Origin of the sequence: Streptomyces sp. CA-179760, from assembly GCF_050937045.1 — a bacterium.
In the GTDB taxonomy this organism is placed as follows: Bacteria; Actinomycetota; Actinomycetes; order Streptomycetales; family Streptomycetaceae; genus Streptomyces.
This window is the reverse complement of sequence record NZ_JBNJLZ010000001.1, coordinates 8,936,403-8,962,424: the sequence shown is the minus strand read 5'-3', so window position 1 is coordinate 8,962,424 and position 26,022 is coordinate 8,936,403. Positions and strand designations below refer to the sequence as shown.

Sequence of the window (26,022 nt, the reverse complement as noted above, 5' to 3'; positions counted from 1 at the left end):
TCAGTCCCGTTCGACCAGGTCCAGGGCCCGCTCCCAGCCGAACTCCGGCCGTCCGCCGTCCTCGCCCGGCTCTCCGGTGTACGGCTCCCCGAACCGCACACCCATCCCCCGCAGCCGTTCGAGGCTGTCCCGGTAGGCGGGGTGGGCGGCCAGGGCGTCGGCCACGCACGGCAGGACGGCGACCGGCACACCCAGCCCAGCGACCTCGCACAGGGTGCCCAGCGCGAGGGTGTCGGCGATGCCGGCCGCCCACTTGTTGACGGTGTTGAAGGTGGCGGGTGCGACGACCAGGGCGTCGGGCGCCGGGAACGGACGGGGATCTCCGGGGGCGCGCCAGGCGGACCGGATCGGGCGGCCCGTCTGGGCTTCGACGGCGGCCGCGTCGAAGAAGCCGTTCATGGCGACCGGCGTCGCGAGGACGCCGACCTCCCAGTGGCGCTCCTGCGCGGCGGTGATCAGTTCGCTGACGTCCGCGGCGATGCCGGCGGCGCAGACGACGACATAGAGGAAGGGCTTGCGGGCGGCCTGGTCGGTCATCCCGGAGACCCTAGCGACTCCCCCCGGGCTCACCGGAGGGGGAAGGTGCGTCCGCGCTCCGCTTCCGGCCGCGGGCCGAGGACGCGGCGTTCCTTCTCCTCGATCGGCACGTCGTTGATGCTCGCCTCGCGGCGGGTCATCAGCCCGTGCTCGTCGAACTCCCACAGCTCGTTGCCGTAGGAGCGCCACCACTGTCCCCCGCCGTCCCGGCACTCGTACTGGAAGCGGACGGCGATGCGGTGGCCGTCGAAGGCCCACAGGTCCTTGCGCAGCGCGTACTCCTGCTCGCGCTCCCACTTGCGGGTCAGGAACTCGACGATGCGGGCGCGGCCGGTGACGAAGGTGTCGCGGTTGCGCCAGACCGAGTCCTCCGAATAGGCGAGGGCGACCTTGTGCGGGTCGCGGGTGTTCCAGGCGTCCTCGGCGGCCTGGACCTTCCGCGCGGCGCTCTCGCGGGTGAAGGGCGGCAGGGGTGGGCGGTCGGTCATCGAATCTCCCTGGTCACGGTGGAGAACGAGCGTTCTCCCGAGGGCTGCTACGGTAGGAGAACGCTCGTTCTCTCGTCAAGGAGTGGTGGCACATGGACAGCGCGGTGGCCCGGGAGCGGGCGCTGGACGCGGCCGAGGAGCTGTTCTACGGGCGGGGCGTGCAGTCGGTCGGGATGGACGACGTCCGCGGCACGTCCGGGGTCTCGCTCAAGCGGCTCTACCAGCTCTTCCCTGCGAAGGAGCAGCTGGTCGAGGCGTATCTGGAGCGGCGCGACACACGCTGGCGCGGGCAGCTGGCCGAGTACGTCGAGCGGCACGGGGAGCCCCGGGAGCGGATCCTGGCCGTGTTCGACTGGCTGGGCGGGTGGTTCGGCGAGCCGGGCTTCCGCGGCTGCGCGTGGCTCAACGCCTACGGCGAGCTCGGCGCCACGTCCGCGCGCGTGGCCGGCCAGGTGCGCGCGCACAAGCGGGCGTTCCGGGACTACCTCGCCTCGCTCGTGGACGCGGCGGGGCTGCCCCACGCGCTGGCCGGGCAGTTGTTCCTGCTGGCCGAGGGCGCCATGGTCACGGCCGGTGTCACCAGAAGCGCCGAGCCCGCGGCCGAGGCGCGCGAGGCGGCCCGGCTGCTCCTGGGGACCGTGTGAGCCCGGGCCTCAGCTCACCCTCTCCGAGACGGTGATGGCGCTCACCGGGCAGGCCCGGGCCGCCTCCCGCACCAGCGGGCTGCCGCCGCCGTCCTCCTGGCCGGGCAGCAGGGCGCTGTAGCCGTCGTCGTCCTGGGTGAACACCTCCGGGGCGGTCAGGGCGCACTGGCCGGCGCCGATGCAGACGTCCGTGTCGATTTCGATGTCGATGTGCATGTGCGGAAGCCTCTTACCAGGTCACGGGGAGTTCCAGCATCCCCTGGATCGTGTCGCCCGGCTTGAAGGGGATCTCGTCGGCCGGGGCGGCCAGGCGCAGGTCGGGCAGCCGGGTGAAGAGGGTGTGCAGGGCGATCTCCAGCTCGGCGCGGGCGAGGTTCTGCCCGAGGCACTGGTGGATGCCGAAGCCGAACGCGACATGGTGCCGGGAGGGACGGTTCCAGTCGAGCGTGTCCGGGTCGGGGTAGACCGTCTCGTCGCGGTTGATGACGGAGGTCGCGAAGACCACGCCCTCGCCCTTCTTGATCGTCGTCCCGGCCACCTCGATGTCCTCGACGGCCAGACGCAGCATGCCGTCAGCGATCGACAGCATCCGCATCAGCTCCTCGACCGCGGTGGGCAGCAACCGCGGGTCGGCACGCAAGTCGGCGAGCCGCTCGGGGTGCTGGAGCAGGGTGAAGGTGCCGAGCGAGATCATGTTGGCGGTCGTCTCGTGGCCCGCGACCAGAAGGATGAGGGCCATGGCGATCAGGTCCTCGCGGTCGAGTGCGCCCTCGTCCGGCTGCCGGTGGACCAGGTCGTCCAGCAGGCCGGTCCCCCGGTCCTTCTTCTTGCGGTCGATCAACTCACCGAAGTAGTCCTCCAGCCGGTCGCGGGCGTCCAGGACGTCGGCGGTCTCCGGGCCGCGCAGCAGCCGTCGCGACTGGGTCTCGAAGAAATCGTGGTCGGAGTACGGGACGCCGAGCAGGGCGCAGATCACCATGGACGGCACGGGCAGCGCGAAGGCGGTGACCAGGTCAGCGGGCGAGCCCTGGGCGATCATCGCGTCGAGCCGCTCGTCGACGATCTGCTGGATCCGTGGCCGGAGTTCGACGGCCCGTTTGAGGGTGAAGTCCCCGACGACCATGCGGCGCTGGGTGCGGTGCTCGGGGTCGTCGACGCCCAGCAGGGCCGTTCTGCGGTTGCGGATCCCGGCGAACCGCTTGGTCGGGGCGGGGAAGCCGGGCCGGTCGCGGTTCGACGACAGACGCGGGTCGGCCAGCAGGGCGCGGGCGATCGCGTGCCCGCTGACGAGCCAGGCCTCGCGGCCGTCGAAGAGGGTGATACGGGTGAGGGGGCGCTCGGTGCGCAGCGCGTCGTAGGCGGCGGGCGGGTGGTAGGGGCAGGTCCGGCTCTGGGGGAAGACGACGGGTGCGGTCGTGTCCGTCATGAAGACCTCGCAGACGAGTAGTGCGTCGTGCCGATCATCATTAGATGCCCCGGGCACCTATAGGGCGACGCGAAGTTCGGCCAGATCGGTTGCGGTGGCAACTTGGCCGGGGAATGCCGTCTTCACGTTCGAAGGCCCGGATAGGAGGCCCGTAGTGCGCGCACAGGGCCCCTTGCCGAGGGCCGGAGGCTGCGGGGCCGTCGTGGCCTCGCATCGAAAACCGGTTGTCGATGCGGCGGGACAGGCCTCAGGATCCAGCCATGCCTACGCTCGCCGCCCTTGCGCCGTCACTGCCGCTGTCCGTCGCCGCTTCCGGCGTGCGCCGACAGCAGCGGTCCGGCCGTGGTGAAGGGCCGACGCCGCCGCGGTCATGACGGCCGCGCTTCTCGCGGGGCTGCTCGCGGGGTACGGCATCGCCGTACCCGTGGGCGCGGTCGGGACCTACCTCGTCTCCCTCACCGCGCGCACGTCCCTGCGTACCGGTGTCTGCGGCGCGCTCGGCGTCGCCACCGCCGACGGGCTGTACGCCCTCGCCGCCACGCTCGGGGGCACTGCCCTGGCAGCCGCGCTGCGGCCGGTGCTCGGGCCGCTGCGCTGGGCCTGTGTCCTGGTGCTGCTCGGGCTGGCGGTGCGGGGCGCGGTCACCGCTCTGCGCGAGTACCGCGGCCACCGGCTCGCCACGCGGACGACCCCCGCTCCCCCGAGTCCCGCCCGGGCCTACATGGGACTGCTCGGAATCACCCTGCTCAACCCCACGACCGTGATCTACTTCGCGGCGCTCGTGCTCGGCTCCCAGGCCGCGGGTCCGGCCGGGCCTGTGGAACAGGGTGTGTTCGTCCTGGCCGCCTTCGCCGCCTCCGCCAGCTGGCAGGTGCTGCTCGCCGGGAGCGGTGCCCTGCTGGGCCGGGCCCTGACCGGTCACCGGGGCAGGCTGGCGACGGCGCTGGTTGCGAGCGGGGTGATGACGGCTCTGGCCGTGCGAATGGCGGTTTCTCCAGGATGATTCGCGCGTGTACCGGTGTTGAGGGCAGGTATCAGTTACCGGTCGGCCTCTGACACGACGATGGGACGGATTGCCATGCCTCTCGAAGGCGAGTACGAACCCAGCACGACGCAGTGGGTGCGCAAGCAGGTGGAACTGTACGAGAGCTCCGGCGGTACGGAGGGGACGACGCTGCAGGGCTCCAAGATGCCGGTCGTCGTCCTGACCTCACGGGGCGCCAAGAGTGGCAAGCTGCGCAAGACACCGGTGATGCGGGTGGAACACGAGGGACGTTACGCCGCCGTCGCCTCCCTGGGTGGTGCGCCCAAACACCCGGTCTGGTACTTCAACCTCAAGTCCGACCCACATGTGGAACTCCAGGACGGGCCCCGCAAGCAGGACATGACCGCCCGTGAGGTCACGGGCGAGGAGAAGTCCGCGTGGTGGGAGCGGGCCGTCGCGGCGTATCCGGCGTACGCGGACTACCAGAAGAAGACGGACCGGGATATTCCGGTGTTCGTGCTGGAGCCGGCAGAGGGCGGGTGACACAGAGCCGGGCCGCCCCAGCCCCCGGGGAATCCACCGGCAGAAAAGTTTCGCCCGGTGTGCATGACCCCCCGGCGGCGGGGCACGCGTGGTTCAGGCCCCGCCGCGTTCCCCCGTCGCGGCGGGGCTTTCTGCTGCCTCCCGGGCGCGGCGGTCCGTGACGTCGAGGAAGATCTGGTGCGCCTCGGGCACCGTCCGGGCGATGGAGCGCTTGATGCGCACGGCGACGTCCTCGACGTGCTCGCTGTCCAGTCCGGGCACCAGGTCGACACGGGCGGCCACGAGGGCCGAGTCGAGGCCCGTCTTCATCGTGAACAGCGCCTCCACACTGTCGATCTCGGGCTGTGCCCGCAGCAGTGCCCGGATCCGCCCGCTCGCCTCCGGGTCGGCCGCCTCGCCGATCAGCTGGTCGCGTGCCTCCCGGCCCAGCCGGTAGGCGACGAAGACCAGCAGGGCGCCGATCGCGAGTGAGGCGGACGCCTCCCACACCACCTGACCGGTGACCATGTGCAGCGCCATGCCCGCCATGGCCAGCGTGACGCCGAGCACCGCGGTGCCGTCCTCGGCGACGACCGTCCGCAGGGCCGGGTCGCGCAGCCCGGCGCCGGCACCGCCCTGCCGGCGCACCTGGTACAGGGCGCGCAACAAGGAGCCGCCCTCCGCGAGGAGGGCGATGCCGAGCACGATCAGGCCGGCGACATAGCCGCTGAGCTTCTCCTCCGATCCGCTCGCCAGGGCCTCGAACCCCTGGAAGAACGAGAAGCAGCCGCCCATGACGAAGATCCCGACGGCCGCGAGGAGCGACCAGAAGAACCGCTCCTTGCCGTAGCCGAAGGGATGACGCCGGTCGGCGGGGCGGCGGCTGCGGCGCAGGGCCGCCAGCAGGAACACCTCGTTCAGGCTGTCGGCCACCGAGTGCGCCGCCTCCGACAGCAGGGCGGGTGAACCCGCCAACAGGCCGCCGACGGCCTTGGCGACCGCGATCACCAAGTTGGCCGCGAGCGCCACCAGCACGGTGATGCGTGTCTTTCGATCAGTTCCTTCATGACTCACCCACGCCGATTGCCCCGGTCGGCGGTGCCCACACCGTGCCGTCGGCGGAAAAAGGGGAACGCGTTCACCAGGGCACACACACGACCGGCAGGGCACTCGCACGACGAGCAGGCCACACGTACGGCAAGGAGGCCACCCCCATGAGCCGCGACGACGGCGACGGCAACAGCGCCTACGGCAGGAGGGCGTTCAAACGGTCCAAGGCGCATTTCGCGGACCGGATCACGGCGGACGGCCGGGACGGCTGGCCGGTGGAGGCGAGCCGCTACCGTCTGGTCGTCAGCCGCGCCTGCCCGTGGGCGAGCCGGTCGCTGGTCTCCCGGCGGCTGCTCGGCCTGGACGACGCGCTGTCCCTGGCCGTCGCCGACCCGGTCCAGGACGACCGCAGCTGGCGCTTCACGCTGGACGAGGACGGCCGCGACCCGGTCCTCGGCATCCGCTACCTCGGCGAGGCCTACGACCGGCGGGAGACCGGCTACCCCGGCGGTGTCAGCGTCCCGGCGATCGTGGACGTGCCGAGCGGGAAGCTGGTCACCAACGACTACCAGCAGCTCACGCTCGACTTCGCGACCGAATGGACGGCCCTGCACCGTGAGGGCGCGCCCGACCTGTACCCGGACGCGCTGCGCGAGGAGATCGACCAGGTGATGGCGGACGTCTACGAGGACGTCAACAACGGCGTGTACCGGGCGGGCTTCGCCACCGGGCAGGAGGAGTACGAGGCCGCCTGCGCGGGCGTGTTCCGGCGGCTGGAGCTGCTCGCTGGCCGGCTGGAGGGGCAGCGGTACCTGGTCGGCGACACGATCACCGAGGCGGACATCCGGCTGTTCACCACGCTGGTCCGCTTCGACGCCGTCTACCACGGCCACTTCAAGTGCAATCGCTGGAAGCTGACGGAGAACCAGGTGCTGTGGGGGTACGTCCGCGACCTGTACCAGACGCCCGGGTTCGGCGACACCGTCGACTTCGACCACATCAAGCGCCACTACTACCAGGTGCACACCGGCATCAACCCGACCCAGGTCGTGCCGCTGGGGCCGGACCTGTCCGGCTGGCTGACCCCGCACCACCGTCAGGAACTGGGCGGCCGGCCCTTCGGCGACGGCACGCCGCCGGGGCCGGTCCGCGCCGGGGAGCGGGTCCCGGCCGCGCACACCCCCTGACCACTCCCACCCACCCCCTGAGCGACCAAGGAGATCCCCGTGGCCAAGAAGAAGAAGATGCCCCTCGCCTACCAGCCCCTCGGGTTCGTGCTGGGCTGGTCGAGCGGCTGGCTGGCCGGGCTCGCCTTCCGCAAGACGTGGATGGCGATCCGGCACGAGGAGGACGCGCCCGACGCGCTGGACCGGGACCGCGGCTGGGGCGAGATCCTGCTGGCCGCGGCCGTCCAGGGCGCCATCTTCGCGGTGGTGCGCAGCGCCGTGGACCGCGCGGGCGCCAAGGCCATCGAGCGTTCGACCGGCACGTGGCCGGCTGACGAGAAGGGCGGCAGGGACTGACGACGGCGCGGCGCGGCCCCGCCCGGTCTGTGCGGCGGGCGGGGCCGGCCTGTGCCCGGCGTCCGCTCAGCCGTCCACCTTGATCGTCTTCATGGTGAGGTGGGACTCGAGGCGCAGGACGGCGGGCAGTCCGCTGAGCCTGCTCATCATGAAGGCCTCGTAGGCGGCGTGGTCGGCCACGGCGACACGGAGGAAGTAGTCGGGACGCCCGTACATCCTCCGGAACTCGACGACCTCCTCATAGGAGGCCACGGTGGTCTCGAACTCCTCGACGGTCCTGCGGTCCTGGGCGTAGATCTCGACGTCGACGAGCACTTCGAGCGCGCGGCCCACGGCTCCGGGGTCGATGACGGCCCGGTAGCCGGCGATGACGCCGCTCTCCTCCAGGCGCTTGACCCGGCGCAGACAGGGAGGCGGAGTCAGCCCCACCCGCTTGGCCAGCTCGACGTTCGACAGCCGACCGTCCCGGCGCAGATGAAACAGAATTTCGCGATCGACGGCATCGAGGCCACTTTCATTGCCCATGGGGAGATCATAGGGCCACAATCGGCAACCATATGAGGCGCTAACTTTCCTAAAATGTCGACATGCGAATAAGCCCTGCGGCGCGGGCCGCCTTCCAGGACTGTGCCTCCGTGGGCCTCGGCATGGTGCCACTCGGTCTCGCCTTCGGGGCGCTCGTGATCCAGTCGGACCTCGACTGGTGGTGGGCCGGGCTGTCCGCGGCGCTGATCTACGGCGGTTCGTTCGAGTTCCTGCTGATCGGCATGGTCGTGGCCACCGCACCGCTGCTGTCCATCGCCCTGGCCGCCTTCCTGGTGCAGGCGCGGCACGTCTTCTACGCCCTGTCCTTCCCCCTGCACCGCGTGCGTGGCCGGTTCGCCAGGGCGTACAGCACCTTCGCGCTGACCGACGAGGCGTACGCGCTGACCGCGACCGAGCAGGCTCGCGGCTGGTCCAGCCCGCGCATCCTGTGGCTGCAGTTCTTCATGCACCTGTACTGGGCCGGCAGCGCGACCGCCGGGGCCCTGCTGGGCTCCCTCGTCCCGGACGGTGTCACCGGCCTGGACTTCGCCCTGACCGCCCTGTTCGTCGTTCTCGCTCTCGACGCGGTCCGTGACCTGCGGGGCGACCTGCCGGCCCCCGTGCTCGCCCTGCTCTGCGCCCTGGGCGCCCGTCTGCTCTTCCCGGGCCGGCTGCTGCCGGCGGCCTTCGCCCTGTTCACCGTAGGCCTGCTGGCACGCCGGCTCGCCGACCGGAGGAAGCCCGCTCATGTCTGACACCCACGCCGTCGTCGCGGTCCTCGTCACCGCAGCCGTGACCTGGTCCCTGCGCGCCCTGCCGTTCGCCGCCCTGGCCCCGCTGCGGGCCAGCGACACCGTGCGGTACCTCAGCGCCCGTATGCCCGCCGGGGTGATGGTGATCCTGGTCGTCTACTGCCTGCGCGACCTGCCGCTCACCGAGTCCCGCGCCATGGCCCCGCTGGCCGCCCTGGCAGTCACCGTCGGCCTGCACCTGTGGCTGCGCAACGCCCTGCTGAGCATCCTCGGCGGCACGGCCGTCCATGTGGTCCTGGCCGGCGCGGTTTTCGCCCACTGATCCCGTCGCCCACTGATCCCGTCCTCGAAAGGAACCCGCGTTGAACACCGGCAGCTACTTCGAACCCACCGACGTGCACCGCTACAAGCCCACCGCCCACGCGAGCGGCGCCTGGGACCCCGACGAACAGCACTTCAGCCCGCTCGGCGGCCTCATGGTCCACGCCATCGACCGCCATCGGGCCGCACGGCCGGGCAGCGGCCTGACCCCGTCCCGGCTCAGCTTCGACATCCTGGGCCGCCTCGCCCTGGACGAGTGCGAGATACGGGTGGAGACCCTCCGGCCCGGCCGCACCATCGAGCTCGTCGAGGCCGTCGCCCTCATCGCCGGCCGCCCCGTGGTACGGGCCAGGGCCTGGCTCCTCGCCGACTGCGACACGGCGGAGGCCGCCGGCGGTGAGGCCGGCCGGCTCACCCCGCCCGAGGCGCTCGCCCCTTGGCCACTGACCTCCGTGTGGCCCGGCGGATACATCGCCTCCCTCGACGTCCGCCCGCTCGCGCCACCGCGGCCGGGCCGCACGACGGCCTGGATCTCCACCTCGCTCGACCTGGTGGCCAGGCAGGCCGCGAGCCCGCTCGCCTCCTACATCGCGCTCGTCGACACCGCCAACGGCATCGCCGTACGCCAGTCGCCCGACCAGTGGATGTTCCCGAACGTCGACCTCACCGTCCACCTCCACCGTCGGCCGGAAGGCCCCTGGACCGGGCTCGACACGACCGTCACCTTCGGCGCCACCGGCCAGGGCGTCACCGGCACCGTCCTGCACGACCTCGCCGGACCCGTCGGCCATGCCCAGCAGATCCTCACCGTCAGGCCGGTGCCGGCATCCGGCTGAACGCCGCGCTCAGCCCTGCTTGGGTGCCGTCGGTGGGGTGCGGCGCAGGATGAAGGAGTGGCCTGCCGGGTCGGCGTAGCCGCGCTCCTCCAGGGGGCCCGAGGCCTCCTTGGCTTCCAGGGGGCGCCCGCCGAGGCTGACGACCCGGCGTTCCACCGCGTCGAGATCGTCCACCACGAACTCCAGGTGGGCCTGGAGGGAGTTCTCGGGGCGCGGCCAGCTGGGCGGGGTGGCGTTGACGTCCCGGCGCAGGGCGATCCGGAAGCCGTCGGCGGTCTTGATCTCCACCCTGTTGGCCGTCGCGTCCGACTCCTCCCCTTCCAGTAACTCCTTGTAGAACACGGCGAGCTTCTCGGGCTCGGCGCAGTCGAGCACCAGGACACCCGCTTTCACCAGGGCCATGTCTCCTCCGCAGGATTCCGGCCGCGGGGCGATCGTGCCCCGCGGCCTTGTACCTTGCGGTTATCCCGGTCCGGGCGATTCAGTCGGCCACCAACCACCGTCCGTCACCCATGAGTTCGCGCCCGTCCAGTTCGTCGGCCTCCCGCCAGGCCTGCACCCGCCGCGGCACGACACGGAAGTAGAGGTACGGCGTGGCCAGCCGGCGGGGATCGAACCCGGTCTTGGCGGCGAAGAGTTCGGCGTCCTGCTCCGTGAGCTCGCCGGGCTGGACGGTCTCGACGGTGCCCTCGACGAGGACCACGTCACGGGTCGGCCCGATGCCCACCCGGACACGGCCGGTCGCGGTCAGGTTCCGTCCGGTGGGGCTGGACGCGGGAGTGGCGAACAGCAGATACGAGCCGTTCCAGAGGAAGGACAGCGGGACGAGGTACGGCGTCCCCGAGGCGCTGTCGGCCGTGGCGACCCAGGCGTCCACGTCGTGGTCCAGACGGTGCAGGGTGTCCTTCTTGCGCTGCTCAGCGCCGCGTACGGGTGGGGACGTCATCGTCGGTGCGCCTCCTGAGGAGTCGTCAAACGGGCGAAGTCCAGTGTGACGCCAAGAGGCTGGGGAGGCCCGGCGGACGGGCCATGCCGGGTGAGGGACGAGGGAGTATACGCAGCTCAAGTGGTTCCTGCAGTAACCGAGATCACGGCAGGGTCACGGAATGGCCTATTCCCGCCGTGGGCAGCCTCGTACCGCTTCTCGGATCAACGTTCGCAGTGCGAAGCCGAGTTCGAGTGCGCGGCCGGCCATGGCACCGTCCGCTCGCAGGGGCGGGGGGCTCTGCGGTCCGTCTCCCGAAAGGAACCACATGCCTCAGGACGTCCGGTTCGACCTCCCCTTCGACACCCCGGTCAGCTACCCACACGCCTCGGGCGAAGCAGCGCGTCTCGGCTCCAGGGGTCGCGCTACGCCTGACGGGCCGCGAGTGCTTCCTGATCAACACAGCTGAGGCGGCGATGCAGGTGCTCGCCTTGCAGCAGGAGTGCCGCCATCGCAGCAGTCGTGCCTCTCGCGGTCGTTCGCAGCAGGAGCCAAAGCCGGTCGCATGAGTCCGGCTGTCCGGCGAGGCCGTCGCGGAAAGTACAGAAGATTCCCGGACACGGCAGGTCAACGACCACGGTCGATCGCTTCCGTTGCCAGGACTAGCTTATTGGGAGACCGGTGTGAAATCTCGAGTCGCAGGTGCTGTTCCGAAGGCATCCGCCGACAGCTCGCTCCCGGCGCAGCCAAGCGCCCAGCTCCAGCCCACGGAGGCGGGGAACACCCTGGCCCGCCTCTTGGTGAAACAGATCAATGGGAGCACGGAGCAGTACCGAAGGTCCCAGAACGCCGCTCAGCAGCGGCTGAACGCATTCGGCTCCCCCCACTCCAGCACGACGCTGCAAGTGGAGGGAGCCCTCCATCTGGCGCGGCCCGCGTTCCTCCCGCCCGACGAGGAGGGCTACGCCAGGCTGAGGCACCTCGACACCAGGCTGCGCCTGATCGAAGCAGCCTTCCCCCAAGTCAGCACCGACATCGAGGTCTGCAGACTGACGTGCACGATGCTGGAAGGGGCCTGGAGGAGCCGGGCACTCACCCCGCCGCGCGAAGAGGAGCAGACAACCGTCTGCGCCTGCTCTCTGTGCCGTCGGCTGCCCACGCCCCCCGCACGCACGCTGGACGACTACCGTTGGCGGCAGAGCGCCGGTCGTCCCCTCGCCGTCAAGACCTGGCCATACCGCCGGGAACTCGACAGCGTCCTGACCGGTGGATGGTCCTGGACCCGGCAGATGAACGACCTCGAACGAGACCTCGGCCACCGCCACCGCTTCGAGAACGACATCCTCGTCTTCCACGAATACAAACGCGTGATCGACACTATCGACACAACGCGCCTCACCCAACACGTCGAAGGCCGCCTGGCCGAGCATTTCAGCACCAACAGCGCACGGGCCCTGGTCTCCGGACTCTTCGCAGCCCACAAGCGATCCGTCGACGAGTACTGGCTCCAACAGCACGACGCGGGCAGCGTCGTGCTCCCCCAGACCAACCCGCTCAACCAGAGCACCTACTCAGCCCTGCAGATGCTGGACTGCCTGTTCTGGCACGTCGCCCCCGACACCGAACTCTGGCAGGAAGAAAACCTCGCCTCCCTGCTGCTGTGCCGCGTCATCGACGACATGGCCGATGTACGAGCCGACGCCCTCACCGGCGAGATCAGCAACTTCTGGCTCGCCGACATGCCAACCCACACCAAGGCGCTCTACGCTGCCTGCGCGATAGCCCTCGTCAAGTACGGCTGCATGCCCGAGGCCCACAGCCCAATGTGGAACACCTGGCTGATGACCACCACCATCGTCTGGATGGGGCTCACGGGCCGCCACGCCCTGTGGTTCGACGGCATCACCCAGGGCCTCCCCCCGGCCGAGGAGTGCCCGCTGTGCGATCTGCAGCCCAACCCATGCACCGGCATCCTCACCCACGGCACCACCCTCACCATCGCCCCGCGGCCCACCGCACCGGCACTGAGCACCCGGACCGCCGAACTGTCCGCACGCTGTCGAGCCCAATACCCCCGGACATGGCCCCTCTTCGACTCCGAGCTCCATGCCTTCGAAGCACTGCACGGCCCCTGGAACGGCAACACCGACACCACATGGGAGATCCTGCGCCGCACCTACATCGCCGCCGTGGAGGCATCCAGCGCCGCACCATCGCCGGACCGCGCCCGTCAAGTCCAACAAGACGCCGGCGTAGTCGGATCCGAGATGTTCCACACCCTGCACGACCCTCAAACCGGGAGGGAGGACACCGCGCTGCTCGCCTACATGTTCGGCTGCGCCCACCCGCATTTCCTCTGGAACGCCACGGGATACCGTCCCACGGCCGTCGCAGGCGACTGGCTCGACGGCTGACGCCTCGATCCTGAAGGCTCGGGCCGCTGCTCGCACCCGCCTGGCGGTGGTGACGGCCCAGCCTGTGCCCGGCCCCACCGCAGACGCGCATGCACTGCCAGGGCATGCGCGTACTCGGCGACGCGCTTACCTCGACATCGGCAGGGCGGTTGACGACCTGCTGAGCGTGTGCGCCACCGCCTGCACCCACGCACGGCGTTGCCCGGCCGGAAGCCGGCCGGGCAACGGTCCGCCGGCGTGGCCTAGACGGCGAACTCGACCGGCAGGCTGTCCAGCCGGGACTCCCACGTGGAGGCCGTCGAGCTGAGTTCTTCCGGCGGTACAGCCAGGCGCAGGTCCGGCAGCCGGTGCAGCAGAACGTCCACGCCGATCTCGATGATGGACTGGCCGATGTTCTGCCCCGGGCACTCGTGCGGTCCGGCGCTGAACGCCAGGTGCGACTGGTTGCCCTGCACGGCGACGGCCGAGTCGGGCCGTACCTCCGGGTCGAGGTTGCCGGCGGCCAGGCCCAGGATGAGCAGTTCCCCTCCTGGACGTGATGGCCTCCGAGCTCCATGTCGGCGGTTGCGAACCGGCCCGGCAGCACGGACAGTGGCGGGGCGTCCCACATGACCTCTTCCACCACTGAGGAGATGTTCAGCTCCCCGCTGACCAGACCGGACAGCCGGGCGGCGTCGGTGAGGACCCGTTGCAGGACCCGGGCCAGCAGATTGCTGGTGGTGGTGTGCGCGGCGATCAGCACCAGGCGCAGATGGCTGACCACCTCGTCGTGGTCGAGACCGGCCGGGTGCTCCAGCAGGGCCGTGGCGAAGTCGGAGCCCGGCTCGGCCCGCTTGCGCTCGGCGAGTTCCGCGAGGATCTGCATGATCCGGTCGTTGTGCTCGAGGGCGCCCTCACCGCCCTTGAAGACCTGGGCGCACGACTCGATCATGCGTAGCCCGTCCGCCGCGGGAAGGCCCAGCATCCTGGTAAGCACGAGCATCGGCAGCTGCTCGGCGTAGTCGGCCACGAGGTCGGCGTGCCCGGCGTCGGCGAACGCGTCGATCCGCTTGTTCGCGAAGTGCGTGACGTGCCGCCGGATGCCCCGGGCGGCCGCCGCCTGCAACCCGTCGGTGACGGCGCCGCGCAGCCTGCGGTGCGGTTCGCCGTCCTGGGACACGCAGTCGGGGCGCCAGCCGACCATCGGCATGATCGGCGAGGTCTCCTCGATCCGGCCCTCCCGCCAGTCCCGCCAGATCCGCGCGTCCCGGCTGAACTGACGGGGATTGTCGAGCACCCGCCGGCTGTCGCGGTAGCCGAGGACCAGCCAGGCGGGCACGTCGCCTTCGAGCAGGACGGGCGCGACCGTGCCGTGTTCCTTGCGCAGCCGCTCGTAGATGCCTCCCGGATCGGTCGCGGCGTCCGGGCCGTACAGCCTGGTCAGGTCGGCGCCGTGATGGGCGACAGGGCAGCCCCGTACGGCCTGGAGTCCGGATTCGGTCGAGTCGTTCATCGGGGCTCCAGGGCCACGGCCGAGCGTTCCCTCAAGTGGTGGATCAGGGCGACGAGGACGTCCCGGCTGGAGGCCCGGTCGCGAGCGTCGAAGGCTATGACCGGGGTGTGCTCGGGGATGTCCAGGGCGTCCCGGATCTCCTCGACCGGGTAGTTGGTGGAGTCGGGGAAGACGTTCAGGGCGACGACGAAGGGGACCTCCTGCCGCTCCATCTCCTCGATCGCCCGGAAGCTGGATTCCAGGCGGCGGGTGTCCACCAGGACGATCGCGCCGAGCGCCCCCTTGAACAGCCCGTTCCACAGGAACCAGAAGCGCTCCTGACCCGGCGTGCCGAACAGGTACAGCACCAGGCTCTCGTTGATGCCGATCTTGCCGAAGTCAAGGCTGACGGTGGTCTGCGTCTTGTCGGCGACTCCGATGAGACGGTCGACGTCGGCGCTGGCCTGGGTGAGGGTCTCCTCGGTGGTGAGCGGCTTGATGTCGCTGACCGACCGGACCATGGTGGTCTTCCCGGTGCCGAACCCGCCGGCGATCATCACCTTCACCGAGCGGGCGTCCCCGCCCGCCCGCCCTCCGGGTCGGTCAAAGCCTTTCAAGTCCACTGAGTACCTCCTCAAGGAGCGCGAGGTCGGGCCCGCGGCCGGCGTCGTGTGCCGGGATGGGGTTACGGGCTTCGACGCGACCTGCGACGAGCAGGTCCGACAGCAGCACTGCGAGAATGTTGAAGGGCAGCCCGAGGTGAGCGCCGAGTTCAGCGACCGACAGCGGATCGCGGCACCGGCGGAGTATCTCCTCGTGCTCGTGCTGCATGCCCGGTAACGGGGCTGCGCGGGCGACGACGAGCGTCGCCACGTCGAGGCTCGACGCGGAACCGCCCGGTCCGCTGCGTCCGCCCGTGAGGACGTAGTAGCGCTCGAGACCGGACGGGTCCGACGGCCTGCGGGGAGCACTCATCCAGAGTGCTCCTCCAGGCGCGGAGTGGTGCCGAGGAGCTCACCCATCCTGCGGGCCAGGTCTCTCATCTGGTGCCCGAGCAGGCCCTGGTCGAGGCCTTCCCTGGCGAGGACACCGAGGTAGGTCTCCACACCGGCGCGGACCACGAAGAGGTGACCGCCGTCGACTTCGATCATCGCGAGGCGCAGCTGCCCGGCGTACTTGGGGAACTGCTCGGCGACCGGCTGGGCGAGGGCCTGCAGTCCGGCCACCACGGCGGCGAAGCGGTCGACGTCGTCGGGGTCTTCGGCGCCATAGGAGGTGATGGCCTTGCCGTCGCTGGAGGCCACGAGGGCGAAGCGGATCTCCTGGATGCTCTCGACGAGATCACGGAGCGCCCAGCTCACATCTGTTCCTTGTTGCGTCATGAGGACTAGTCGCTCTCTTCGGTGCGGTGCTCGGTGGACTCGCGTCCGGCCTCGGTGTCGCGGTCGCCGGGCGTCCGGGACGCCTCTTCGGCGTCGCGTCCGGCGGTGGCGAAGGCGGCGAGACCGGAGAACGAGGCGTCCGGAGGGATGGCGGAGACGGTGCTGCGGTCCGTCCGCCCGGCCTCTCGGGGCTCGGCCGCCTCGTTCCGCCTGCTGCGGCGCCGGGGCAGTCCGCCGGGTGTGGTCTCCGCGGTCTCGGCCGGGGCGTCCGGGTCCGGCGCGGTGACCGCCTCGCGCGCCGGGGCCGCCTTGGCGGTGCGGACCTCGGGGCGGCAGCCGCGGCCGGTGCGGCGGCGGGCAGCGGGCTGAAGTACTTGTGCGGAACCACGACCACCACGGACGTGCCGAGCCACGGGGAGTCCGCGAAGGTGACGCGGATGCCATAGCGACGGGCGAGGGCACCGACGACACGCAGACCGATGTTCGCGTCCTCGGTGATGCCGCCGAGGCCCGCTCCGGGAGCGGTGCCCGCGAGGGCGTGCTCGGCCTCGCGCTTCTTCTCCTCGCTCAGGCCCTTGCCGGAGTCCTGGATCTCGATGCCGACGCCGTTGGGCACCTCCTTGCCGGAGATGAGCACCGGCTCGGTGGGCGGCGAGTAACGGGCCGCGTTGTCGAGGAGGTGAGCGAAGATCAGCGTGAGGTGGTCCACGAAACCGCCGTCGACACCGAGTTCGGGCAGGTGACGGACCTGGATCCGGTGGAAGTCCTTGATCCGGCCGATGCCGCCGCGCGCCACGCTCAGCAGTCGCTGCGGCTCCTGCCACTGCCGGCCGGGCCGGTCCGAGCCGCCGAGCACGCCGATGCTGGCGGCGAGACAGTCGGCGGGGCCGATCTCCTGGTCGAGCTCCATCAGGCCCCGGGCGACGGCCGGCAGCCTGCCGTGCTCGCCCTGCATCTCGTGCAGGCGGCCGCGGAGCTTGCTGGTCAGCACGTGGATGCGGTTGCCGATGCTGATGACGGCCTGCTCGGCGGAGGTGGAGCGGTCGAACTCCGACTCCAGGCCGATCAGGGCGGTGCGCAGCACCTTGCGCAGTTCGGCCTGGAGGTCGGAGCTGACCTTGGCGCACTGGTTGAGCGTGGGCAGTACGTCGTCGATGGCGTCGCCGGAGCGCAGCGCCTCCATCGCGGCGGGCAGTTGCTCGTCGGCGAGCCGGGCGACGGCGGCGAGCTGGTGGGAGAGCTGTTCCTGCCAGACCTCGGCCTGGTCGGCGAGCTGGGCCTCGTAGGACGTGGCCTGCTCGGTCAGCCGTTCCTCGTAGGCCCGGGAGGTGTCGGAGAGCTGCGTCTCGTACGTGGCGCTCTGGTCGGCCAGGCGCCGCTCGTAGGTCGTGTTCTGCTCGGTGAGCTGGGACTCCAGGGTGGCGCGCTCGGCGGAGTACTTCCGTTCCAGGCCCGCCACGTGCTGCTGCCACTGCTGGTTGTGCTCGGCCTGCGTGGTGCGGAAGGAGTTCTCCGCCTTGTGCAGTTGTGCCCGGGTGCGCAGCAGCAGGCGTACGCACACGGCACTGGCCGCCGTCGCCGCGAGTCCGGCGACGGCCGCGGTTATTCGGTCCGAGCTCATGAACGTGGCGGCAACGGTCCCGCCTCCCAAGCCCAGCGGCATCAACCACCAGCTGTACCAGGCGACAGGCGCCCGCGCCGCCGGTGGCGGAGTGGCGAGTTCCATCTGCATCCTTCGAACAAACACGATCGAACAGGGGGTGTGTGGATCGCACTCATGAGTACGCACCGCGAGTCGACCGGACGCGATCGCGTCAACTCGCAGCGCCGATCGGAACCTTATCGGGTTTAGACCCGAAAGGATCAACCTGGTCACCCTGCGGAGGTGAGGGTTCCGTCACGCCCCAACAGAAGGGAACAGGTCGACAAATACCTTTGCTGGCTTCGGGAGTTGGCCGCGCACAGGACCGCGGGCGGGTCAGCGAGCGGTCTGGAAGGTGCGGCGGTACGCCTGCGGGGACACCCCGATCGCCGCGTGGAGATGCTGGCGCAGGGACGCGCCGGTCGCGAAGCCGACCCGGCCGGCGATCTGGTCCACCGTGAGGTCGCTGGACTCCAGCAGGTGCCTGGCCCGGGCCAGGCGCTGCTGGATCAGCCAGCGGCCGGGGCTGAGGCCCACCTCGCCCTGGAAGCGGCGCGCGAAGGTGCGCCGGCTCATCCGGGCGTGGCCGGCGAGGTCGGCCAGGGTGAGTGGTTCGCCGAGGCGCTCCAGGATCCAGGCGCGGGTGGCGGCGGTGCTCGCGGCGCCCTGTTCGGGGACGGGCTGTTCGATGTACTGGGCCTGGCCGCCGTCCCGGAACGGCGGGACCACGCAGCGGCGCGCGACGGTGTTGGCCAGCCGGCTGCCGTGGTCCTTGCGGACCAGGTGCAGGCAGATGTCCACACCGGACGCGGCTCCGGCCGAGGTGAGGAAGGGGTGGTCGTCGACGAACAGCACGTCCGGGTCGAGGTCGACGAGCGGGAACATGCGCCGGAACCGGTCGGCGACCTGCCAGTGGGTGGTCGCCCGGCGCCCGTCGAGGAGCCCTGCGGCGGCGAGGACGAAGGCGCCGGTGCAGATGGAGACGATGCGCGTGCCGGGCCGGATGAGCGCGAGGGCGGCGAGGACCTCGCCCGGCACCTCGTCGGTCAGACGGTCCGGTGCGACGGGCGCGATCACCACCGTGCCGGCCGTGGCCAGGATCTCGGGGCCGTGCTCCACGGTGACGCCGAAGTCCGCGTTGGTGCGCACCGGGCCACCGTCGACCGAGCAGGTCAGCACCTCGTACCGGCCGTCGGCGGCGCCGAGGATCCGGCTGGGGATGCCCAGCTCGAAGGGGTACACCCCGTCCAGGGCCAGGACCACCACTCGTTCGCGTCGCATGGCACGATCCTATCGAAGGTTGGCAATCTTGCCATTGGCGAGCGGGGCGCGGACCGGCACGCTTGATCACCATGAGCACACAGAACACGATGCGAGCCATCAGCCAGGACGTCCTCGGCGGTCCCGAGGTCCTCAAGGAAGTCGAATTCGAGCGCCCGGCACCGGGGCCCAACCAGGTGCTGGTCCGGGTGCGGGCCGCCGGGGTCAATCCGACCGACTGGAAGCACCGCGCGACCGGCGGCTTCCTGGGGGACGCGCCCTTCGTCCTCGGCTGGGACGTCTCCGGGGTGGTGGAGGCGGTCGGCATCGGCGTCGTGGCCTTCGCGCCCGGTGACGAGGTCTTCGGCATGCTGCCGTATCCGTACGGGCACGGCTCGCACGCGGAGTACGTCATCGCTCCGGTCCGCGCCCTCACCCGCAAGCCGGCCGGCCTCGACCACGTCCAGGCGGGTGCGCTGCCGCTGGTCTCGCTCACCGCGTGGCAGGCGCTGGTCGAGCACGCGGACGTGCGGCCCGGGCAGCGGGTGCTGATCCACGCCGCCGCGGGCGGGGTCGGGCATGTGGCGGTGCAGATCGCCAAGGCGCGGGGCGCGTACGTGATCGGCACCGCGAGCGCGAGCAAGCACGAGTTCCTGCGCGGGATCGGCGTGGACGAGACGGTGGACTACCGGGAGACGGATTTCACCGAGGCCGTGAAGGACGTCGACGTCGTCCTGGACACGATCGGCGGCGACAACGCCGTGCGCTCACTGCGCGTCCTGCGCCCCGGCGGTGTCGTGGTCTCGATCCTCCCGGGCGGCTCGAACGAGTTCCACGAGGAGGCCGAGCGGCTCGGCGTACGGGGGCTCCGCATGCTCGTCGACGCCGACCGCAGCGACATGCGGGCGATCGCGGAACTCGCCGAGGCGGGCAAGCTCCGCGCCACGATCGCGGGCACCTTCCCGCTGGCCGCTGCCGCGGAGGCGCACACGCTGGGCGACACCGGGCGCACTACGGGGAAGCTGGTGCTGGTGAACGAGTAGCCGGGCTGGGCGGGCACACCTTTCCCCGGCCTGTGCGGGGCGTGATCGGGCTTGTCGTGGGAGGCCGAAGGAGGACGCGCCGGCCAGGTGGAGGTCCGAGCCGATCCCACGCCGATGGCTGGGCGTCGACCGGGTTGCGGGAAGAGGGCGCCGCGGGAGCCGAGTGGCTTGGGTAGTTGTTGATCCAGGACAGGCCGCCGAGGTCGAGTCGCTGACGGGCGCGGGTAACAGCTACGTAGGCGAGGCGGGCTTCGCCAAGGTCGATGGCAGGCATCCCGCTGTTCTCGGCGGGGTCCTTTCTGCCGCCGGCCATCGCGACGCGCTTGGCCCCCTCCAGCGTGCGGAGCACTTCGCGAATGGCGCCGGCATGGGACCGGCACAGCACGGCATCGGGGTGGCCGCAGGGGAATTCAACGACGGCTGGCCATCTGTTGGCTTCGGCGGCGAGGGCCGGGCCAAAACGGAATGACTGGGTCAGGCTCAGCTGGATGCCGTCGAAGCCGGAGACGAAAGAGGGCTCCTCCCCCCCTCCCAACCAGATCGCCACGTGGCGCAGGACACGTTCATGTCAGGATTGCGCTTGGGAAGGTTCAGGGAAGTCATAGGGGCGCCCATTAGCCCATGACTGCCGTGAGGTGATGACCCGTGACGTCCCCTGCACCTCCCCCCATACCTCGAGCTGCAGGATCGTTTCCGTTCATCGGCCACACTCTGAAAATGCGCGACAACCTCGGCTTCATCGACTCGTTGCGCGAGACACGAGAACCACTTGTCGAGATCGTCCTGCAACCCGGGACACGCACCATCGTGGTCCAGGACCCGGCCCTGATCCACCAGATGCTCAAGGCCCTGGGGCCCACCCTCGACAAGGGCCGGCTCTACGACAAGCTGGGCCAGCTGCTGGGCGACAGTGTCGTCACCGCCACCGGCCGGACCCACGTACGCAAACGCCGCCAGGTGCAACCAGCGTTCGCCCACAGCGAGATCAGCCGGTACGTCGACATCATGCGTGCCGAGGTGACGGCCACGGTCGACAACTGGGAGCCCGGGCAGGCCCTCGACGTACGCGAGGCGATGGTCGGGCTCAGCCTCGACATGCTGGCCAAGACGGTGTTCGCCGGCAGCCTCGACGACGCCGTCTTCCGCCGGCTGCGCAGCGACCTGTCCGTGGTGCTGAACGACGTCGGTGTGCGCATCATGGTGCCCGACTGGGCCGAGCGCCTGCCGCTGCCCTTCAATCGCCGCTTCGACCGGGCCCGGGCCGGTGTACGGGCCACCATCAACACCGCCGTCGACGAACTGCAGGCCTCCGGGCACGACACCGGGGACATGCTCTCCATGCTGCTGCGCGCCATCGACGAGGAGACCGGCGAGCCGCTGACCGGGCATCAGATCTGCTCCGAGATCCTCACCCTGGCCGTCGCGGGCACCGAGACCACCGCGTCGGTGCTCTCCTGGGCCCTGTACGAACTCGCCCGCAACCCCGACATCGAGGCCCGGGTCCTGGCTGAGCTGGACGAGGTCCTCGGCGAACGGCCGGTCGCCTTCGACGACGTGACCCGGCTGCCGTACCTGAACCGGGTCATCACCGAGACCCTGCGGCTGCACCACCCCGGCTGGCTGGTCACCCGCCGCACCACCGAGGAGACCCGGCTCGGCGAGTGGACTCTGCCCGCCGGCACCGAACTGGCCTACTGCCAGCACGCCCTGCACCGCGACCCCGAGCGCTTCCCCGACCCGGACACCTTCGCCCCTGACCGGTGGACCGACCCCGCGCAGGAACCTCCGCCGGGCGCGTTCCTGCCCTTCGGGGACGGCAAGCACAAGTGCATGGGGGACCGTCTCGCCCTCACCGAGATGGTCACGGCGCTCGCGACGATGCTGCGTTCGGTACGGCTGGAACTCGTCGAGGGCCAGGTCATCCGCCAGGTCGCCCGGCTCACCGTACGGCCGCACACGCTGCGGATGACGGCCCGCCGCCGCAACCGTCCCCGAGCCGGGGGCGGTCTCTAGGGCCTGTTCCAGGTTTGGATCACGTTGGCCGGAGGCTGCGGATCCAGATCACGGCTTGCGGTTGGAGGCCTGGTCGGCCTTCTCCGGAACGACACCGCGGATGCGGCGTCGCCGCAGGTGGGCACGGTTGACGCGGGAGGAGTGACCTTGCCCGCGGCGACGGCGCCGGGCCGGGTGCGCGGGCGGCCGACCGGGCCACGCACCTTGACGCCCTCCAGCACGGGCCGGGCCGTCGGGGCAGACCGGCGTGCGGCAGCCAGGGAGGCCCCGGCCCGGTAGCTCCCGAACCATCCGGCCGCCGCGCCTCGGGCCACGCCCTGCCCGTACCCCTGTCGACAAGTCGGCGGACCGGCGGGAAGGGGCGAACCATCAGGTCCCGCCCGGCCACCGTCCAGACCCGCACCGGCCACCCGGCCCCCCGGTCACAGCCCGGCCGACGGGGCCGGCGGCCGACGTGCCCGGCTCGGTCGCCGGTGTCAGAACGTCAGAACCGGCTTGATCGTCTTGCCCGACCTCATGTCCTGGACCGCCCGGTCGATGTCCCCGAAGGGATAGGTGCTGATCAGGCGGTGCAGCGGCAGCCGGCCCTCCTTCACCAGGCGAACCAGGGCGGGGATCATGGTCTGGGTCTCGCTGTCGCCGAGGGTGAGACCGACGATCCGCTTGCCGCCGAGCAGGCCGTTGACGTCCAGGGCGACCTCGGTGCCGAAGGGCGGGGCGCCGACCACGACCAGGGTGCCGCGGGCGGCGAGCGCGTCGACGCCCTGGCGCAGGACGCCGACGTTGCCCGTGGTCTCCACGACACCGTCCGCGCCCTGGCCGCCCGTGATGCCGGCGAGGGCCTCGGCGAGGTCCTCCCGGCTGGTGTCGACGGTCTGCGTGGCGCCCAGCTCCGTGGCCAGGGAGAGGCGTTCGGCTACCCGGTCGACGGCGACGATCCTGGTGGCCGGGGTGAGGGCCGCCGCCATCACGGCCGACAGGCCCACCGCCCCGGCGCCCAGGACGACGACCGTGCTGCCCGTGTCGGGCTTCAGCACGTTCCAGACGGCGCCCACACCGGTCTGGACGCCGCACCCCAGCGGGGCGATCGACTCCAGCGGCACGGTGGGATCGACCTTGACCAGGCTGCGCTCGTCGGCCAGCGCCCGCTCGGCGAAGGAGGACTGGCCGAAGAAGTGGCCGCCCAGGGCCTCGCCGTCCCGGCTGATGGTGTTGGACCCGTCGGCCCGGCTGCCGCCGAGCAGGTTCAACGGCAGCCAGGTCGCGCAGTACGCGGGGTGCCCACCGCGGCAGTTGCGGCAGTCGCCGCAGGAGGTGAAGGAGAGCAGGACATGGTCGCCGGGCGCGACGCCGGTGACGGCGGGGCCGACGGCCTCGACGACGCCCGCGCCCTCGTGGCCGAGGACCCCGGGCAGCGGGAAGGGCAGTCCGCCGCTCGCCACCCCGAGGTCGGTGTGGCACAGGCCGGTGGCGACCATGCGGACCAGCGCCTCGTGGGGGCCCGGTTCGTCGAGGACTACGTCGGAGAGGGTGAAGGGCGCGCCGCCGGACTCGACGACCGCGGCACGGGTGGTGGTGGGCATCGCAAGAGCTCCTTGACGGTGTCTCAGTCGAGCGAGACGACGACGGACTTGACCTTGGTGTAACTGGCGAGGGCCTCGGGCCCGTACTCACGGCCGTAGCCGGAGTCCTTCACACCGCCGAAGGGCACGGCGGGGTCGAGCATCGCCCAGTCGTTGATCCAGACGATGCCGGCCTGGAGCCGGTCGGCGACCCGGTGGGCGCGGGCGAGGTGGCTGGTCTGGACGCCCGAGGCCAGGCCGTAGGGCGTGGAGTTGGCGAGGGCGACCGCCTCGTCCTCGTCGTCGAAGGGCTGCACGGTGAGGACGGGGCCGAAGATCTCCTCCTGGATCACGCGGGAGTCGTTCGACAGGTCGGCGATGACGGTGGGCTGGTAGTAGTAGCCGCCGTCGAGGTCGAGCCGCTCACCGCCGCAGACGACGCGGGCGCCCTCCTTGCGGGCCAGCGCGACGTACTCCTCGACCTTCTTCAGGTGCTTCTCGGCCGCCATCGGGCCGATGACGGTGGCCGGGTCGCGCGGGTCGCCGATCGGCACGCCTGGTACGGCCTCGGCGAGGATGCCGAGCAGCGTCGGGTACACCGAGCGGGCCACCAGCAGGCGCGGGCCGCCCATGCAGAACTGGCCGGTGTTGAAGACGAAGCCCTTGATGACCGAGCCGACCGCCTTCTCCAGGTCGGCGTCCTCGAAGACGATGTGGGCCGCGTTCCCGCCCAGCTCCATGGTGACGGGCTTGAGCGCCTCGCCGGCGACGCTCGCGACGTGCCGGCCGATCGCGGTGGAGCCGGTGAAGGCGATCTTGTCGACACCGCGGTGGCGCAGCAGCGCCTCGCCGGCCACGGGTCCGCTGCCAGTCACGACGTTGACCACGCCGTCCGGCACGCCGGCCTCCTGGAGGAGCCGGGCCATGTACAGGGCGCTGAGCGGGGTCTCGTCGGCGGGCTTGTGGACGACGGTGTTGCCGGCCGCGAGCGCGGGGCCGAGCTTGGAGCCGGCAAGGATCAGCGGGAAGTTGAACGGGGTGATCGCGGCGACCACACCGAGGGGCTCGCGCCTGGTGTAGGCGAGGGCGTTCATGGGGTGTCGCGCAGGGCGCCGTCCTGGCTCTGGGCGAGGTTCGCGAAGTACTCGTAGTCGTTGGCCGCGTTCGTCACGTCGACCGCGCCGCACAGGGTGATCGGCTTGCCGACGTCGAGGCTCTCCAGGGCGGCGAGCTCGTCGGCGTTCTCGCGGATGAGCTGGGCGACGCGGTGCAGCACCCGGCCGCGCTCGCGGCCGCTCAGTCCCGACCAGGCGCCGTCGTCGTGGGCCTCGCGGGCGGCGCGTACGGCCGCGTCGACATCCGCGGGACCGGCCTCCGCGACGGTGGTGACGACCGTGCCCCGGGACGGGTCGACCACCTCGGTGCGCGCCCCGTCGGCGGCCTCGCGCCACTGGCCCCCGATGAACAGCTGTCCGGGTTCCCTCTCGAAGGTGGTCATCGCCGCTCCCCAGCGTCGTCGCCAAATTTTCAACAAACAGGATTCCTGTTGGTTCGCAGTCTCTTTACAGACAGGTTTCCTGTCAATGCTCTAGCCTGCATCCATGCTCGACACACAGGTGACCAAGGCGCCCCCTTCCCTGCTCTACATGGTCAAGCAGGTGGAGCTCGTCGTGCGCTCCCACCTGGACGAGCTGGTCAGGCCTTCTGGAATCACCGCTCTTCAGTACACCGCGCTGACCGTCCTGGAGCGACACGACGGACTGTCGGCGGCCCAGCTGGCGCGCGACTCCTTCGTCACCGCGCAGTCCATCGCCGATCTCGTCCGCTCACTGGAGGGCCGCGGGCTGGTGCGCCGGGAGCGCAATCCCCGCAACCGCCGGGAGCTGCTGATCCTGCTCACCGAGGACGCCCGGGAGCTGCTCGCCCGGCATGCCGGGCCGGTCCGGGAGCTGGAGGAGCGGATGGTGCGCGACCTCACGGCACACCAGACCGAGCAGTTCCGCCAGGCCCTCATCAAGGCCTGGCACGCCCTGTCGTAGCCCCGAGCGCACGCCCGCACACTCCCCCGCGCGAACCTCGGCCAACTCGCCTGCAATTCAGAGACATATGTCAATCGAACATGCTCAAATTCACTCGTTGGAGGGTAACTTGCGGGGCGGGGAACGGTTTTGAGGCCGTGGCCCCTCCCCACGCACGGAGCAAGCTGGAGGCGATCTCGTCGTGCGGCAGGAACCTGCACCGCTCACCCGGCATCTGCGCGTCCGCCAGGAACAGGGGCACACCGTGCTGGAGTTCCGCGGCGAGATCGACCTCGCCGCGGCCACGGAGATCGCCCCGCACCTGGACCGGGAGACGAACCGCCGCGCCGCCCGGGTCGTGATCGACCTCAGCCGGATCGAGTTCTTCGACTGCTCGGGCCTGCGGCTGCTCTACCGGGCCAGGAGCCGGGTCCTCGACCGGGAGGGGCACCTGGTCCTCGTCTGCGCCCACCCCCTGACCCTGCGGGTGCTGCGCCTCACCGGCCTGTCCCGGCTGCTGCCGCCGCAGCCGACCCTGGACGCGGCCCTGGAACAGCCGGAGGCCACGTCCGGCTCGGTGTGACGCCCGGGCGCACACCGTCCGTCCCTCCGTACGTCCTTTCCTGTCCGTGTGCGCCCTCTCGTGCTTCCGCCGAAGTCGTCCCATCCTCAACCGGCCGGTC

General features: G+C 70.9%; 28 protein-coding genes and 2 pseudogenes. 14 read left to right on the top strand and 16 right to left on the bottom strand.

Annotation, left to right across the window (positions count from 1 at the left end):
- Together ACQEV8_RS40575 and ACQEV8_RS40570 are read right to left on the bottom strand one after the other, a co-directional pair.
- Nucleotides 1-537 carry a flavoprotein gene (locus ACQEV8_RS40575; protein ID WP_432971365.1) on the bottom strand — a complete coding sequence of 179 codons (537 nt, stop codon included), beginning with the start codon at nucleotides 535-537 and terminating at the stop codon, nucleotides 1-3.
- Nucleotides 538-566: 29 nt separating this feature from the next.
- Nucleotides 567-1,025, bottom strand: a complete 459-nt coding sequence (locus ACQEV8_RS40570) for a nuclear transport factor 2 family protein (protein ID WP_432971362.1) — start codon at nucleotides 1,023-1,025, stop codon at nucleotides 567-569.
- A 92-nt stretch (nucleotides 1,026-1,117) separates the two neighbouring features.
- Between ACQEV8_RS40570 and ACQEV8_RS40565 the strand changes: the two genes are divergently transcribed.
- On the top strand, nucleotides 1,118-1,669 hold the full coding sequence (locus tag ACQEV8_RS40565) for a TetR/AcrR family transcriptional regulator (RefSeq protein ID WP_432971359.1): 552 nt from the start codon (nucleotides 1,118-1,120) through the stop codon (nucleotides 1,667-1,669).
- 9 nt (nucleotides 1,670-1,678) lie between these two features.
- On the opposite strand, the gene ACQEV8_RS40560 is transcribed toward ACQEV8_RS40565, so the two are convergent.
- Nucleotides 1,679-1,879, bottom strand: coding sequence for a ferredoxin (locus tag ACQEV8_RS40560; protein WP_372498772.1), 201 nt, complete (start codon nucleotides 1,877-1,879; stop codon nucleotides 1,679-1,681).
- Nucleotides 1,880-1,898: 19 nt separating this feature from the next.
- Nucleotides 1,899-3,095 (bottom strand): cytochrome P450, encoded by a 1,197-nt coding sequence (locus ACQEV8_RS40555; RefSeq protein WP_432971356.1) that lies wholly within the window; start codon nucleotides 3,093-3,095, stop codon nucleotides 1,899-1,901.
- 370 nt (nucleotides 3,096-3,465) lie between these two features.
- Between ACQEV8_RS40555 and ACQEV8_RS40550 the strand changes: the two genes are divergently transcribed.
- On the top strand, nucleotides 3,466-4,098 hold the full coding sequence (locus tag ACQEV8_RS40550; RefSeq protein ID WP_432971353.1) for a LysE/ArgO family amino acid transporter: 633 nt from the start codon (nucleotides 3,466-3,468) through the stop codon (nucleotides 4,096-4,098).
- Nucleotides 4,099-4,173: 75 nt separating this feature from the next.
- The gene (locus tag ACQEV8_RS40545; protein ID WP_432971350.1) at nucleotides 4,174-4,623 is read left to right on the top strand and encodes a nitroreductase family deazaflavin-dependent oxidoreductase; all 450 of its coding nucleotides are present in this window, start codon (nucleotides 4,174-4,176) and stop codon (nucleotides 4,621-4,623) included.
- A gap of 93 nt (nucleotides 4,624-4,716) precedes the next feature.
- Here the strand turns inward: ACQEV8_RS40545 and ACQEV8_RS40540 are convergent, their stop codons facing one another.
- Nucleotides 4,717-5,637: a cation diffusion facilitator family transporter gene (locus ACQEV8_RS40540; RefSeq protein ID WP_432971347.1), complete on the bottom strand. Its 921-nt coding sequence runs from the start codon at nucleotides 5,635-5,637 to the stop codon at nucleotides 4,717-4,719.
- 179 nt (nucleotides 5,638-5,816) lie between these two features.
- Between ACQEV8_RS40540 and ACQEV8_RS40535 the strand changes: the two genes are divergently transcribed.
- Nucleotides 5,817-6,839: a glutathione S-transferase family protein gene (locus ACQEV8_RS40535; RefSeq protein ID WP_432971344.1), complete on the top strand. Its 1,023-nt coding sequence runs from the start codon at nucleotides 5,817-5,819 to the stop codon at nucleotides 6,837-6,839.
- Nucleotides 6,840-6,878: 39 nt separating this feature from the next.
- A complete protein-coding gene (locus ACQEV8_RS40530; RefSeq protein WP_432971341.1) occupies nucleotides 6,879-7,175 on the top strand; it encodes a DUF4235 domain-containing protein in 297 nt (98 codons plus the stop codon).
- Between the two features lie 66 nt (nucleotides 7,176-7,241).
- Here ACQEV8_RS40530 and ACQEV8_RS40525 read toward each other — a convergent pair whose 3' ends face one another.
- Nucleotides 7,242-7,700 (bottom strand): Lrp/AsnC family transcriptional regulator, encoded by a 459-nt coding sequence (locus ACQEV8_RS40525; protein ID WP_432971338.1) that lies wholly within the window; start codon nucleotides 7,698-7,700, stop codon nucleotides 7,242-7,244.
- Nucleotides 7,701-7,762: 62 nt separating this feature from the next.
- Here ACQEV8_RS40525 and ACQEV8_RS40520 point away from each other — a divergent pair, with 62 nt between their 5' ends.
- From ACQEV8_RS40520 to ACQEV8_RS40510, 3 genes are read left to right on the top strand one after another with little or no spacing between them, the layout of a single operon-like run.
- Nucleotides 7,763-8,455, top strand: coding sequence for an AzlC family ABC transporter permease (locus ACQEV8_RS40520; RefSeq protein WP_432971335.1), 693 nt, complete (start codon nucleotides 7,763-7,765; stop codon nucleotides 8,453-8,455).
- Nucleotides 8,448-8,774, top strand: coding sequence for a branched-chain amino acid transporter permease (locus ACQEV8_RS40515; protein WP_432971332.1), 327 nt, complete (start codon nucleotides 8,448-8,450; stop codon nucleotides 8,772-8,774). Before ACQEV8_RS40520 ends, ACQEV8_RS40515 begins: the two co-directional genes overlap by 8 nt.
- Before the next feature lie 40 nt (nucleotides 8,775-8,814).
- A complete protein-coding gene (locus tag ACQEV8_RS40510; RefSeq protein ID WP_432971329.1) occupies nucleotides 8,815-9,609 on the top strand; it encodes a thioesterase family protein in 795 nt (264 codons plus the stop codon).
- 9 nt (nucleotides 9,610-9,618) lie between these two features.
- Here ACQEV8_RS40510 and ACQEV8_RS40505 read toward each other — a convergent pair whose 3' ends face one another.
- Entirely contained in the window at nucleotides 9,619-10,011 is a 393-nt protein-coding gene (locus ACQEV8_RS40505) for a VOC family protein (protein WP_189722006.1), read from the bottom strand.
- Nucleotides 10,012-10,090: 79 nt separating this feature from the next.
- Complete coding sequence (locus tag ACQEV8_RS40500) at nucleotides 10,091-10,555, bottom strand: pyridoxamine 5'-phosphate oxidase family protein (RefSeq protein ID WP_432971325.1); 465 nt, start codon at nucleotides 10,553-10,555, stop codon at nucleotides 10,091-10,093.
- 884 nt (nucleotides 10,556-11,439) lie between these two features.
- Between ACQEV8_RS40500 and ACQEV8_RS40495 the strand changes: the two genes are divergently transcribed.
- Nucleotides 11,440-12,948, top strand: coding sequence for a hypothetical protein (locus ACQEV8_RS40495; RefSeq protein ID WP_432971322.1), 1,509 nt, complete (start codon nucleotides 11,440-11,442; stop codon nucleotides 12,946-12,948).
- 242 nt (nucleotides 12,949-13,190) lie between these two features.
- On the opposite strand, the pseudogene ACQEV8_RS40490 reads toward ACQEV8_RS40495, so the two are convergent.
- The 6 genes and pseudogenes from ACQEV8_RS40490 to ACQEV8_RS40465 all read right to left on the bottom strand — a co-directional run bounded on the left by ACQEV8_RS40490 (nucleotide 13,191) and on the right by ACQEV8_RS40465 (nucleotide 18,724).
- A pseudogene (locus ACQEV8_RS40490) lies at nucleotides 13,191-14,440 on the bottom strand (cytochrome P450).
- Complete coding sequence (locus tag ACQEV8_RS40485) at nucleotides 14,437-15,042, bottom strand: GTP-binding protein (protein ID WP_432971319.1); 606 nt, start codon at nucleotides 15,040-15,042, stop codon at nucleotides 14,437-14,439. Before ACQEV8_RS40485 ends, ACQEV8_RS40490 begins: the two are co-directional and overlap by 4 nt.
- Nucleotides 15,023-15,394, bottom strand: a complete 372-nt coding sequence (locus tag ACQEV8_RS40480; protein ID WP_215116839.1) for a DUF742 domain-containing protein — start codon at nucleotides 15,392-15,394, stop codon at nucleotides 15,023-15,025. Before ACQEV8_RS40480 ends, ACQEV8_RS40485 begins: the two co-directional genes overlap by 20 nt.
- Nucleotides 15,391-15,801 carry a roadblock/LC7 domain-containing protein gene (locus ACQEV8_RS40475; protein WP_003994857.1) on the bottom strand — a complete coding sequence of 137 codons (411 nt, stop codon included), beginning with the start codon at nucleotides 15,799-15,801 and terminating at the stop codon, nucleotides 15,391-15,393. Before ACQEV8_RS40475 ends, ACQEV8_RS40480 begins: the two co-directional genes overlap by 4 nt.
- Nucleotides 15,761-17,527 (bottom strand): ATP-binding protein, encoded by a 1,767-nt coding sequence (locus ACQEV8_RS40470; RefSeq protein ID WP_432971313.1) that lies wholly within the window; start codon nucleotides 17,525-17,527, stop codon nucleotides 15,761-15,763. The genes ACQEV8_RS40475 and ACQEV8_RS40470 overlap by 41 nt, the downstream gene beginning before the upstream one ends.
- A 252-nt stretch (nucleotides 17,528-17,779) precedes the next feature.
- Nucleotides 17,780-18,724 (bottom strand): GlxA family transcriptional regulator, encoded by a 945-nt coding sequence (locus ACQEV8_RS40465; protein WP_432971310.1) that lies wholly within the window; start codon nucleotides 18,722-18,724, stop codon nucleotides 17,780-17,782.
- A gap of 71 nt (nucleotides 18,725-18,795) precedes the next feature.
- Between ACQEV8_RS40465 and ACQEV8_RS40460 the strand changes: the two genes are divergently transcribed.
- The 3 genes from ACQEV8_RS40460 to ACQEV8_RS40450 all read left to right on the top strand — a co-directional run bounded on the left by ACQEV8_RS40460 (nucleotide 18,796) and on the right by ACQEV8_RS40450 (nucleotide 21,759).
- Complete coding sequence (locus ACQEV8_RS40460; protein WP_432971307.1) at nucleotides 18,796-19,746, top strand: NADP-dependent oxidoreductase; 951 nt, start codon at nucleotides 18,796-18,798, stop codon at nucleotides 19,744-19,746.
- Between the two features lie 163 nt (nucleotides 19,747-19,909).
- A complete protein-coding gene (locus tag ACQEV8_RS40455) occupies nucleotides 19,910-20,215 on the top strand; it encodes a hypothetical protein (RefSeq protein ID WP_432971304.1) in 306 nt (101 codons plus the stop codon).
- 176 nt (nucleotides 20,216-20,391) lie between these two features.
- Nucleotides 20,392-21,759: a cytochrome P450 gene (locus ACQEV8_RS40450; RefSeq protein ID WP_432971301.1), complete on the top strand. Its 1,368-nt coding sequence runs from the start codon at nucleotides 20,392-20,394 to the stop codon at nucleotides 21,757-21,759.
- A gap of 476 nt (nucleotides 21,760-22,235) precedes the next feature.
- Here the strand turns inward: ACQEV8_RS40450 and ACQEV8_RS40445 are convergent, their stop codons facing one another.
- Nucleotides 22,236-23,342, bottom strand: coding sequence for an NAD(P)-dependent alcohol dehydrogenase (locus tag ACQEV8_RS40445; RefSeq protein WP_432971298.1), 1,107 nt, complete (start codon nucleotides 23,340-23,342; stop codon nucleotides 22,236-22,238).
- 23 nt (nucleotides 23,343-23,365) lie between these two features.
- A pseudogene (locus tag ACQEV8_RS40440) lies at nucleotides 23,366-24,819 on the bottom strand (aldehyde dehydrogenase family protein).
- Nucleotides 24,820-24,922: 103 nt separating this feature from the next.
- Here ACQEV8_RS40440 and ACQEV8_RS40435 point away from each other — a divergent pair.
- On the top strand, nucleotides 24,923-25,360 hold the full coding sequence (locus ACQEV8_RS40435; protein ID WP_432971295.1) for a MarR family winged helix-turn-helix transcriptional regulator: 438 nt from the start codon (nucleotides 24,923-24,925) through the stop codon (nucleotides 25,358-25,360).
- 181 nt (nucleotides 25,361-25,541) lie between these two features.
- The gene (locus ACQEV8_RS40430) at nucleotides 25,542-25,922 is read left to right on the top strand and encodes an anti-sigma factor antagonist (protein WP_432971292.1); all 381 of its coding nucleotides are present in this window, start codon (nucleotides 25,542-25,544) and stop codon (nucleotides 25,920-25,922) included.
- Nucleotides 25,923-26,022 lie beyond the last annotated feature (100 nt).